The organism is Streptomyces sp. NPDC111516 (genome assembly GCF_055635345.1).
Map to the genome: position 1 here is coordinate 234250 of NZ_JBVKBV010000007.1, position 11327 is coordinate 245576.

Annotated in this window: 9 protein-coding genes; 2 read left to right on the forward strand and 7 right to left on the reverse strand. The window is 70.0% G+C overall.

Features of this window, described 5'->3' with window-relative positions:
* Positions 1-148: 148 nt before the first annotated feature.
* Entirely contained in the window at positions 149-1096 is a 948-nt protein-coding gene (locus ACZ7L9_RS16685; RefSeq protein WP_471415885.1) for a GNAT family N-acetyltransferase, read from the forward strand.
* A gap of 260 nt (positions 1097-1356) precedes the next feature.
* On the opposite strand, the gene ACZ7L9_RS16690 is transcribed toward ACZ7L9_RS16685, so the two are convergent.
* The 6 genes from ACZ7L9_RS16690 to ACZ7L9_RS16715 all read right to left on the reverse strand — a co-directional run bounded on the left by ACZ7L9_RS16690 (position 1357) and on the right by ACZ7L9_RS16715 (position 8098).
* Positions 1357-2247, reverse strand: a complete 891-nt coding sequence (locus ACZ7L9_RS16690) for an urease accessory protein UreD (RefSeq protein ID WP_471415886.1) — start codon at positions 2245-2247, stop codon at positions 1357-1359.
* Complete coding sequence (gene ureG / locus ACZ7L9_RS16695; RefSeq protein ID WP_471415887.1) at positions 2244-2945, reverse strand: urease accessory protein UreG; 702 nt, start codon at positions 2943-2945, stop codon at positions 2244-2246. The genes ACZ7L9_RS16690 and ureG overlap by 4 nt, the downstream gene beginning before the upstream one ends.
* 38 nt (positions 2946-2983) lie before the next feature.
* Complete coding sequence (locus ACZ7L9_RS16700; protein ID WP_471415888.1) at positions 2984-3658, reverse strand: urease accessory protein UreF; 675 nt, start codon at positions 3656-3658, stop codon at positions 2984-2986.
* A 19-nt stretch (positions 3659-3677) separates the two neighbouring features.
* Positions 3678-5648 (reverse strand): urease subunit alpha, encoded by a 1971-nt coding sequence (gene ureC / locus ACZ7L9_RS16705; RefSeq protein ID WP_471415992.1) that lies wholly within the window; start codon positions 5646-5648, stop codon positions 3678-3680.
* Positions 5649-5653: 5 nt separating this feature from the next.
* A complete protein-coding gene (locus ACZ7L9_RS16710; RefSeq protein ID WP_471415889.1) occupies positions 5654-6367 on the reverse strand; it encodes an urease subunit gamma in 714 nt (237 codons plus the stop codon).
* A gap of 342 nt (positions 6368-6709) precedes the next feature.
* On the reverse strand, positions 6710-8098 hold the full coding sequence (locus tag ACZ7L9_RS16715) for a GH1 family beta-glucosidase (RefSeq protein WP_471415890.1): 1389 nt from the start codon (positions 8096-8098) through the stop codon (positions 6710-6712).
* Positions 8099-8267: 169 nt separating this feature from the next.
* Here ACZ7L9_RS16715 and treZ point away from each other — a divergent pair, with 169 nt between their 5' ends.
* Complete coding sequence (treZ, locus tag ACZ7L9_RS16720; protein WP_471415891.1) at positions 8268-10061, forward strand: malto-oligosyltrehalose trehalohydrolase; 1794 nt, start codon at positions 8268-8270, stop codon at positions 10059-10061.
* Positions 10062-10081: 20 nt separating this feature from the next.
* Here the strand turns inward: treZ and ACZ7L9_RS16725 are convergent, their stop codons facing one another.
* Positions 10082-11209 (reverse strand): aminopeptidase P family protein, encoded by a 1128-nt coding sequence (locus ACZ7L9_RS16725; RefSeq protein WP_471415892.1) that lies wholly within the window; start codon positions 11207-11209, stop codon positions 10082-10084.
* Between the last annotated feature and the right edge of the window lie 118 nt (positions 11210-11327).

Consider the following 11327-nt stretch of genomic DNA (forward strand, 5'->3'; position numbering starts at 1 on the left):
CCTCCTGACCTGCGCGGAACAACGGCACGGGAATTCCGGGGCGGCGCCGGGCGGACGTTGCTACTGTCTGCGCCGCCGGTCGCCCGGCGATCGACACACGGCTTTTTACGCACTTCAGGGAGATCATGTGACCTCTGCGCCAACGGAATTGACTATCCGTCCGCTCTCCGGACCGCAGGAGCTCGGGCTCTTCCGCCAGCTCTCGTACGTCCTCGATCACGAGCTCGCGAAGGACCTGGAGAGCGGGCGTCGTCGGCCCGAGTGGCTGTGGGTGGCGCTGCGTGGCGAGCGGGTGGTGGCGCGGATCGCGTGGTGGAGCCGGGACGGTGACGTGCCGCTGTTGCTCGACATCTTCGACCTCGACGACACCCTGCCCGAGCCCGAACGCGGCGAGGCGGGCCTGCGGCTGCTGGAGGCGGCGACGGCGGCGGTCGTGCCGCCCGGCGCCCCGCGGCCCGAGTACGGACGCTACGTCCCGCCGGACTGGCGCGAGGACCCGGTGGCACGCGATGCCGTCGAAGCCCGGATCCGGGTCATGGAGCGCTCCGGTGCGCGGATGCTGGTCGAGCGGCTGCGCCTGGAATGGCGCCCCGGTACGCCGGTCCCCACCGACAGCCGCCGGCTGCGGTTCCGCCCGGTCGACGGTCGGGAGGACCTCCTCGCACTGATGACACCGGTACTGGAGGGCACCCTCGACGCGCACGGCCGGGCCGACCTGGCGTCCGGCGTCAGTGCCCGGGAGGCGGCCGAGAAGCAGTACGACGAGGAACTGGCGGCGTACCCGACACCGCGGAAGTGGTGGCGCATCGCCGAACTGCCCGACGGTGAGCCGGTCGGGTTCGTGATTCCGGCGCGCAACAGCTACAACCCGATCATCGCGTACATCGGCGTGCTGCCCGCCCGGCGCGGCCACGGGTACATCGACGACATCCTCGCCGAGGGAACCAGGGTGCTGGCGGCGCAGGACGGCGTGGAACGGATCCGGGCCGCGACCGATCTCGGCAACGTCCCGATGGCGAGGTCCTTCGAACGCCTCGGGTACGTGACCTTCGAGCGCGCCCTCGACATGGTCTGGGACGGGAAAGGGCTTGTCTAGTGCCCCTCCCGGCAAGCTTTGCCCCGTCGCGCCACCCAGCACGCACGCTCGCCGCGTTGGCCAAAAGCCCTGGTAGCTCCTTCCCCAAGCTCTCAACTTCGTTCGAGCAGGGGAGACCCCATCCAAGGACTTCCGGCCGCCTCGCGATCGCACGCACTGGACGACGCTCCTTACGGGGCAAACATTGCCGGTCACGGCACTAGCTGTGAAGGCGTGCGGCACATGACGTTGGCTCATGGGTAAGACGTAGGCGCTCCGGGTTATCCGGGGCGACGTTCGGGAAAGGCAGGCGATTGCCCTCCTGACCGGCGCCGTTTTGGTGCGCTGCCGGCTGGGACGAGGCGATGGGTCGTGCCCTGTGCTGTCGGGAGGAGGTGGCGCAGTCGGATGCCATCCGGTGCGATGGCGGTGACGAGGGCGGCGGGCCCGGCCAGTGGTGTCAGTACGGCTTGGCCGTCTTCCGGTGCGTCGCCGAGGAGTTGGACTTCGAGGGGATGGTCCTCGAAGGTCTGGTCGACGACGAGGAGTTGCCCGGTCGCACGGTAGTCGGCGAGGACGGCTGGGCCGTCCCAGCCGGGGGCACCCGGCCCGTACGCCGCTTGTTGGTCCAGCAAGGTGCTCCCGCCGCGCCGGACGGTGAGCCGTGTGGTCACCTGGCCGGACGCTTCGCCCGTGCGTCCGAGGATTTGTTCTTCGCGCAGTACGAGCCGTGCGGTGGGGGCGAGGTCGATGGTCCAGGTCTGCTGCAGGTTACTGCCGGCCGCGCAGATCAACGGCTTGGGCAGCCAGTGGAGTTCCGCGTGCTCTTCTACGATCAGGTGTACGTCGTAGGTGGCGGGCTCGGGGGTGGGGCCTCGCAGGGCGAGGGTTGCGGCTGCGGAGGTGATGTGGAGTGCCGCGCCCTGCTGGACGGTGACTTCGATGCGTAGCTGGTCGCCGCCGAGGGGGGCGCTCATGGCGCCGACGACGCACACGCGGGCCTCGGTTCCTCGTGGGCGCAGGCGTCGCAGTTCGAAGGGGCCGTCGCCGTCGAGGACGGGCAGGGTGGTGGCGCCGCCTCTGATGGCTGCCGTGATGCGGGCGGTGGCCCTTACGCCGGTGGAAGCCGCCCGCTGGGTGGTCGGCACGGTTGCTTCGGTGGTGAGGGTCATGCGGGGCCTGCGGTCCAGTCGGCGAGGCGTTCGCGGACCCAGTCGGCAACCGGTTTGACGCCGCCCTCGCTCTTGAGGGCAGTGAAGGCGACGGGGAGTTCGCCACGTTGGACCTTGGCGTCGCGGGCCATGCCTTCCAGGTCGGAGCCGACGTACGGGGCGAGGTCGGTCTTGTTGACGACGAGGAGGTCGGCGGTGGTGACACCGGGGCCGCCCTTGCGGGGGATGTCGTCGCCGCCGGCAACGTCGATGACGAAGATCTGCGCATCGACGAGGCCCTTGGAGAAGGTGGCGGTGAGGTTGTCGCCGCCGGACTCCACCAGAATCAGGTCGAGCGGGCGGACCTCGGCCTCCAGGTCCTCGACGGCTTCGAGGTTTGCGGAGATGTCGTCGCGGATGGCGGTGTGCGGGCAGGCGCCGGTTTCGACGGCTTTGATGCGCTCGGGTGGCAGGACCGCTTCACGCAGCAGGAAGTCGGCGTCCTCACGGGTGTAGATGTCGTTGGTGACGACGGCGATGGACAGTTCGTCGCGCAGCGCCCGGCACAGGGCAGCGACGGTCGCGGTCTTGCCCGAGCCGACCGGTCCGCCCAGGCCGATACGCAGGGCGCGGCGGGTGCCGTCGGGGCGTTCGGGATCGACGGCGCTGTAGGTGTGCCGGTGGGGGAACTTCTCGTCGAGATCGTGGTCGAGATGCATAAGAACTTCCGTCCTGCGTGGTCGCTTGGTGTGGGCGGTCAGGAGGCGAAGAGGCGTACCGGCCAGGCGGCGTGCTGCTGCGCGGTGATGTCGAACAGTGGCGCGGAGGCGGCGGGCAGCGCGCCGATCCCCTCCTCGGGGATGCGTGCGGCAGCGGTGGCGGCTGCGACGGCGGTCTGGTCGAGGTCGGGAGCCAGGCGGGCGAGGACAGCGGTGGCGTGGAACGGGTCCAGGCTCAGCAGCCGGACCGTCGCCATAACCGGCCCGCTGACGGTCTCGTACGCCGCCGCATACGCGGCATCCAGCGGTGCAAGGCCGGCAGACCGGGCGGCCAGACCCAGTACCACCGGCTGGTGCGCGCCCTGCGGCCTGGCCGCGGCCAGGCCGTCCAGCTCGGCCGAAGGCCAAGTGGCACGGGCCGCCCGCATCATCTGCCGTCCGAGTCTGCGGGCGGTGGTCCGAAGGGCCTGCACTGGAGTGCGGGCGTCGGCGGCCTCGTCCAGCGCCAGTGGATCGTGGCCGGCAGCAGCCGCGGCGGCGAGTGCCGCCGCGACCAGGCCCGCGGTGTGCAGCCGCCCCCGGCAGAAGTCCTGCAGCGAGTCCGCATCCCTGATGCGGCCCGCGGCCACGGCCGGTTCGGCTCCCCCGGAGTGCGCGTGCCCTCCGGCGGGGAACCGGCCGTCGGCCAGGATGAACAGCGCGGCGCGGTTCATCGGTGCTCCTTCGAGATCATCAGAAGAGGAAGTACCGCTGCGCCATCGGCAGTTCCGAGGCGTAGGCGCGGTCGACGACGTGGTCGTCGACGAAGGCCGTCACGTCCGTCACCTTCGCGCCGCCGACAATGACCTCGTAGGTGTCGGCGTCGATCTCGACCTCGGGGGTGGCGTCGTTCTCCTTCATGTGCTTCTTGAAGACACCGCGCGTGCTGGTGATGGCCTTGAACCGCTTGTTCAGCCTGCGCCGTTCAGGCCGACTGCCGTCTTCGGCCTTCTTGATGGTGGCGTCGTCGGCCTGTTGGGCCGCGAAGTGGTCGATGGCCCGTTGGGTGACGAAGTTGTAGGAGATGGCTCCCGGTGCCAGACCCGTGGAACCCCACATGGGGCGTGGCAGAACCGGCTGCGGAGTGGGGATGGACGCGTTCGCGTCACCCACCTGCGCGTACGCGATCTGCCCGCCCTTGATGACCATGTGCGGCTTGACGCCGAAGAACTTCGGCTCCCACAGCACCAGGTCGGCCAGTTTGCCGGTCTCCACCGATCCGACCACCTGGTCGATGCCCTGGGCGATGGCCGGGTTGACGGTGTACTTCGCGACGTACCGGCGGGCCCGCCTGTTGTCGGCCGGCTCGTCCACCGGCTTCATGTCCTTCGTCTTCTTGTCCTGCGGCAGGTCCTCCTCAAGGAAGCCCCGGCGTACCTTCATGACGTGCGCGGTCTGCCAGGTCCGCATGATCATCTCGCCGATGCGGCCCATGGCCTGGGCGTCCGAGGACATGATCGAGATGGCGCCGAGGTCGTGCAGGATGTCTTCGGCGGCCATCGTGGAGGGCCGGATCCGGGAGTCCGCGAAGGCCAGGTCCTCCTCGACCCTCGGGTTGAGGTGATGGCAGACCATCACCATGTCGAAGTGTTCCTTGACCGTGTTGACGGTCAGCGGCCGGGTGGGATTGGTGGAGGCGGGCAGTACGTTGCCCTCCTGCACCATTTTGATCATGTCCGGGGCGTGGCCACCGCCGGCGCCCTCGACGTGGAAGACATGGATGGAACGCTTCTTGATGGCGTCGATGGTGTCCTTGACGAAGCCGGCCTCGTTCAGTGAGTCGGCGTGGAGCGCGAGCTGTACTCCGGTCTTTTCGCAGATATCGAGGCACTGGTCGATGACGGCCGGGGTGGCACCCCAGTCCTCGTGAACCTTGAACCCGATGATGCCGGCGTCCACCTGGTCGAGCATGGACTCCTTCGACATGGTGGCGCCCTTGCCGAGCAGACCGATGTTGACCGGGAAGGCGTCCAGCGCTTCAAAGGTGCGGCTGATGTGCCAGGAGCCGGGCGTCACGGTGGTGGCGGTGCTGCCCTCCGCCGGACCCGTGCCGCCGCCGATCAAGGTGGTGACACCGGCGGCCAGCGCCTCGTCGATCTGGTCGGGGCAGATGAAGTGGACGTGGGTGTCGATCCCGCCGGCGGTGAGGATCCTGCCCTTGCCCGCGATGACCTCGGTGTCCGGACCGATGACGAAGTCGGTGGGAGCCGGGCCGATGCCGTTGTGCTTGGGCGCCCCCTCGTGCAGGCGGTTCATGGTCTCGGGGTTGTACGCCTTGCCGAACGCGACGATGTTGCCGTCCCGGATGGCGACATCGGCCTTGACAATGCCCCAGTGGTCCAGAATGACAACGCCGGTGATGACGGTGTCAGGCGGCAGGACACGCCCACCGGCCGCCTTGTCGGACTTGTCCGGGTCGCGCGGCGCGATGGACTGCCCCATCGACTCCCGGATGACCTTGCCGCCGCCGAAGACCATCTCGTTGCCGCTGTGCTCGGGGCCGCCCGACCAGTCGTCCTCGATCTTGATCTGCAGCGCGGTGTCGGCAAGGCGGATGCGGTCGCGGGTCGTGGGGCCGTACCGGTCCGCGTAGGCGGCGCGCGTCAACGGGTCGGAAGGCTTCGGCGTCTCCTGGCAGCAGGAGCAATCGGGGCATTCGGTCACGGAATTCACACCCGTTCCTCGTCGAACGAACCCTTGGTGTTGTCGAGCGATCCCTCGACCTTCCGAGGCAGGCCCTTGACCCTCTCGCGCAGACCGTGGACCACACGCTCGCCTTCGATGGGCACGAGTTCGACCTCTTCGGTGATGCCGGGCTCGAAACGTACGGAGCTGCCGGCGGGCACGTTCAGACGCTTGCCCCACGCCTCCTTACGGTTGAAAACCAGCCCGTCGTTCGCCTCGGCGAAGTGGTAGTGGGAACCGACTTGGACGGGGCGGTCCTCCGGGTTCTCGACCATCAGCGTTGTGACTTGATTCGCTTCCCTGTTGCGCCGGTTGAAGACCACGACCTCGTCTCCGTCGCGCGTGGAGAAGTCGACCTTCCCGGGCCAGACGACCGGCTCTTCTTCCCGGCCTGCCTCCGGGAGGGGCTCGTGGATGGTGACCAGCTTGGTGCCGTCGGGGAACGTGGCCTCCACCTGCACGTTCTCGATCATCTCGGGGACGCCCTCCATGACCTCCTCCCGCGTCAGCACCTTCCGCCCGGAGGACATGAGGTCGGCGACGGTCCTTCCGTCCCGGGCGCCCTCGAGGACATGTACGATCAACAACGCCATCGTCTCGGGGTAGTTGAGCCGCACCCCCCGCGCCCGGCGCTTCTCGGCGACGTCCGCCGCCACGTGAATCATCAGGCGTTCTTGTTCATGTGGAGTCAGGTGCATAGCCCTACCCTGTGTCCGTACCGGCCCAGGACTCCTGCCCCGGGCTCACGCGCCGGGGCCTCGCCGTCCACCCTGCCGCAGACGGCGCGAAGCCCTTGCAGCTTCGCTCCCGCTCAGTCGGCACAGCACTTCTTGGCTGGTCGATCCCCGCTTCGCAGGGCAAGTTTGATCACGGAGCCATTGCCGGAATCGGGATATGGAAGATCCACACCCGCACGAGTGGCCGCTGACACGATCGTTCGAGGAAGAGGTCGTTCGAGGGTTCGTCGCGGGGCCTCAAGGTGGTCCACGCCTGGACTCCTGCCCCCAGGGCGGCCGTGGATCACGACCGGGATCAGCCGGTCAGTGAGCTCCGGGCTTCTCCGGGGCACCGTGCCGGGCCGCGGAGGACTTCTGTGTGCGGATCAGTTCCCGGTACCAGGCGTACGAGTCCTTGGGCGTCCGGCGCAGTGTCTCGTAGTCGATGTGGACCAGGCCGAACCGCTTGCTGGCGCCCTCGGTCCATTCGATGTTGTCGGTGAGCGACCAGGTGAAGTAGCCGCGGACGTCGACGCCCGCGTCGATGGCCGTGCGCAGGGCCCTCAGGTGCCCTTCGAGGTAGGCGATCCGGCGGGTGTCCCGGGCGGGCTCGTCGACGGCGCAGCCGTTCTCGGTGATGTAGAGCGGCGGGAGCCGGTCGCCGAAGCGGCTGTGGAGCTGGACGAGGGTTTCGCGCAGGCCGTCGGGGACGACGGGCCAGCCGAAGTCGGTCTTCTCGTAGCCCTCCATCTCGCGAATGCCGAAGGGGAGTTCGGCGGGCATCTGGAAGCCGGAGAAGGAGTCCAGGGCTTCCGTGTGCGGGGCACCGACCAGGGTGGGGTTGTAGTAGTTGACCCCGTACCAGTCGATGGGGGTGGAGATGGTCGACAGGTCGTCCTCGACCGGGCCCGGCATCAGCGCGGCGAAGCTCTCGTCCGGGTAGCGGCCGGTGAGGATCGGGTCGGCGAACATCCAGTTGGTGATCGTGTCGTACAGCTCCGCGCCCAGGCGGTCCTCGTCACGGTCCCCGGCGGTCCAGACGGGGGTGTGCGAGACGGCGATGCCGATGTTGTCCGCGCCCGCGCCGCGCAGGGCGCGGACGGCCAGGCCGTGGGCGAGGAGCTGGTGGTGGGCCGCGGGCAGGGCGTCGAAGAGGAGGGTGCGGCCCGGTGCGTGCTCGCCGAGGGCGTAGCCGAGCATCGTCACTTCGGCCGGTTCGTTGATGGTGATCCACATCGGTACGCGGTCGGCGAGGCGCTCGGCGACGATGCCCGCGTACTCGGCGAAGCGGTAGGCGGTGTCGCGGTTGAGCCAGCCGCCCTCCTCGTCCAGCGCCAGCGGGGTGTCCCAGTGGTAGAGGGTGGGGGCCGGGGTGATGCCGTGGGCGCAGAGTTCGTCGACGAGGCGGTCGTAGAAGTCGAGCCCCTGCGGGTTGACCGGTCCGCTGCCGCCGGGGACCACGCGCGGCCAGCTGATGGAGAACCGGAAGGCATCGGCGCCGAGGCCGGCCAGGAGGGCGACGTCCTCGCGGTAGTGCCGGTGGAAGCCGGTCGCGCGGGTGGTGTCGGTGCCGTCCTTGATCCGTCCGGGCTGCGCGGCGAAGGCGTCCCAGCCGGAGGGGCCCTTGCCGTCGGTCTCGGACGCGCCTTCGGTCTGGAATGCGGAGGCGGAGGCCCCCCAGAGGAAACCGGGCGGGAACGGCGGCACAGTCATCTCGGCCTCCACAGCCGTAAGAGGGAGTGCGTATTGAGCAGAACCTGACGGGGCAATGATCAGAGCCAGACCTTAATCGCCAGTATCGGGCTCGATCCAGTGTCGTGAGTCAGGCGTCGCGGCTACTGCCGACCATGGAGCACGGGAGCGAGGAGACGAGGAGCGTTGCATGCTGTTCGAGGTATGGGCACCGGATGCGGACTCGGTGGAACTGCGACTGGCGGGGGCGCCGCGTGCGATGGGGCGTGATCCCCTGCGGGACGGCTGGTGGGCGATCGAGGCGGAGGCGTCGGACGGGGACCGCTACGGCTTCGTGCTGAACGGGGGCGAAGCCGGCGGCGGGGAAGACGGGGGCGCCGGTCCCGTACTGCCCGATCCGCGCTCGCGCCGACAGCCGGACGGGCCGGACGGCGAGAGCGCCGTCGTCGACCACTCGGCGTACGCCTGGCGCAACGACTGGGCGGGCCGGAGGCTTCCTGGCGCCGTCCTGTACGAGCTGCACATCGGTACGTACACCGACGAGGGCACCTTCGACGCCGCGGCGGCCCGGCTCGGCCATCTCGCCGAACTGGGCATCACCCATGTGTCGCTGATGCCGGTCTGCCCCTTCCCCGGCACCCACGGCTGGGGGTACGAGGGGGTGTCGCTCTGGGCCGTGCACGAGCCGTACGGCGGCCCGGAAGGGCTGAAGCGCTTTGTCGACACGGCGCACGGTCTCGGGCTCGCGGTCGTCCTGGACGTGGTCCACAACCATCTCGGCCCGTCCGGCAACCACCTCCCGGCCTTCGGTCCGTACTTCACCGAGACCCACCGCACACCGTGGGGCGCGGCGGTCAACCTCGACGCGCCCGGTTCGGACGAGGTGCGGGCGTATCTGCTGGGCAGCGCGCTCGCCTGGCTGCGGGACTACCGGCTCGACGGGCTGCGGCTGGACGCCGTCCACGCCCTGGCCGACGACCGGGCGCTGACGTTCCTGGAGGAGCTGGCCACGGCGACCGACGCGCTCGCCGCCGAACTCGGCCGTCCGCTCTCGCTGATCGCCGAGTCCGACCGCTGTGATCCGCGGACGACGACGCCGCGCGAATCGGGCGGCATCGGGCTGCACGCCCAGTGGAACGACGACTTCCACCACGCCCTGCACACCGCGCTGACCGGCGAGTCCCAGGGCTATTACGCGGACTTCGCCGTGGCTCCGCTGGCCGCCGTCGCCAAGACCGTGACGAGCGCGTTCTTCCACAACGGTACGTACTCCAGCTTCCGCGGCCGTACCCACGGCCGCCCCGTCGACATCGTCCGCACCCCGGCCCACCGCTTCGTCGGCTACGCCCAGACCCATGACCAGATCGGCAACCGGGCCCGGGGCGACCGGCTCTCCGCCGCCCTCTCCCCCGGCTTGCTGGCCTGCGCCGCGACCCTCGTGCTGACCGGGCCGTTCACCCCGATGCTGTTCATGGGCGAGGAGTGGGGCGCCCGTACCCCCTGGCAGTTCTTCACCGACCACACCGACCCGGCGCTCGCCGAGGCGGTACGCAGCGGCAGACGGCGGGAGTTCGCGGCACACGGCTGGGCGGCGGACGACGTTCCGGACCCGCAGGACCCGGCCACCCGCGACCGCTCCTGCCTGGACTGGAGCGAACCGGCCCGGGAGCCGCACGCCCGTCTGTACGCCTGGTACCGCGAGCTGATCGCCCTGCGCCACACCCTGCCCGACCTCTCCGACCCGGACCTGGCGTCGGTGCGCACCGCGCACGACGAACAGGCGCGCTGGCTGGCGTACCGCAGGGGCGATCTTCGGATCGCCGTCAACCTCGACGAGAAAGCGGCCACGATCCCGCTGGGCGGCGGTCGGCGCCGGGGCGGCGCGGGCCGGGTTGTGGCCGCGTGGGAACCGGTGGAGACCCCGGGCGGCGACGGGCTGCTGCATCTGCCGCCGGAGTCCTGCGTGGTGCTGGCCGACGACTGATCCGCGGCACCCGCGCCCGGCTACTCGACGATCGCCAGTTCGCGCGCGGTGCTGTTGAGGCGACGGCCGCCGTCCTCGGTCACGGTCACGATGTCCTCGATCCGGACGCCGAACCGGCCCGGCAGATAGATGCCCGGCTCCACCGAGAAGCACATCCCGGGCACCAGCGGCTGTTCCTCACCCTCGATCATGTACGGCGGCTCATGGGTGGTGACGCCGATGCCGTGGCCGGTGCGGTGGATGAAGCGCTCGCCGTATCCGAACTCGGTGATGACGGCGCGGGCCGCCCGGTCGATCTCCTGGCAGGCGACGCCGGGCCGGACCGCGTCGAAGCCCGCCTCCTGCGCCTCGCGCACGATGTCGTGGACCCGCTGCTCCTCGGCGGTGGGCTCGCCGACATGGACCGTACGGGAGGTGTCGGAGCCGTAGCCGTGCTTGAGGCCGCCGAAGTCGAGCACGACCATGTCGCCCCGCTCGATGGTGCGGTCGCCCGCCTCGTGGTGCGGATTGGCGCCGTTCGGGCCGGAGCCGACGACGGTGAAGTCGACCTGGGAGTGCCCGAACCGCTTGAGCAGATCGGCCAGATCGGCGGCGATGTCGGTCTCCTTGCGCCCGGCGAAACGCACCTTGAGGATCTCGCCGTACGTGGCGTCCGCGGCGGCCCCGGCAGCCGCGAGCCGCTCCAGCTCAGCGGCGTCCTTCACCGCGCGCAGCATCGGCAGGGCCTCGGTGAGGGAGACGTACGAGGTGTCCGGAAGCGTCCGCTGCAACCCGAGCAGATGCATCGCCCAGGCGTTGTCGCTGATCCCGAACCGGCCCCGGTCGTCGAGCAGCAGGGCGGTGACGGCGTACGGGTCCTTGCCGTCGGTCCAGTCCCGCAGGGTCAGGGCCGGTGCGCCGACGGCCCTCTCGGCGTCCGGGGCCTCCAGGGTCGGGACGACGAGGACCGGGTCCTGGCCGGCGGTGAGGACGAGGACGGTGAGGCGTTCGGTGTTCACGGGCTGGTAGCCGGTGAGGTACACCAGGTCGGGTCCGGGGGCGACCAGCACGCCCGCGAGCCCGGCCCCGGCGGCGGTCTCGGCGGCGCGCGCCATCCGGGCCCGGTAGTCGTCGGCGGTGAACGGTACGGGCTGGTTCGAGCTGGACATGCGGACCTCCTGGCGACGCGACACGGCATACAGCATCCTGCCCGTGCGCTCCGGTCCGCGCGAGCGGGGATCAGGTTTCGCGGTGCGGGCGTACGCCGTTGTGCGGCTTTACGGCGAC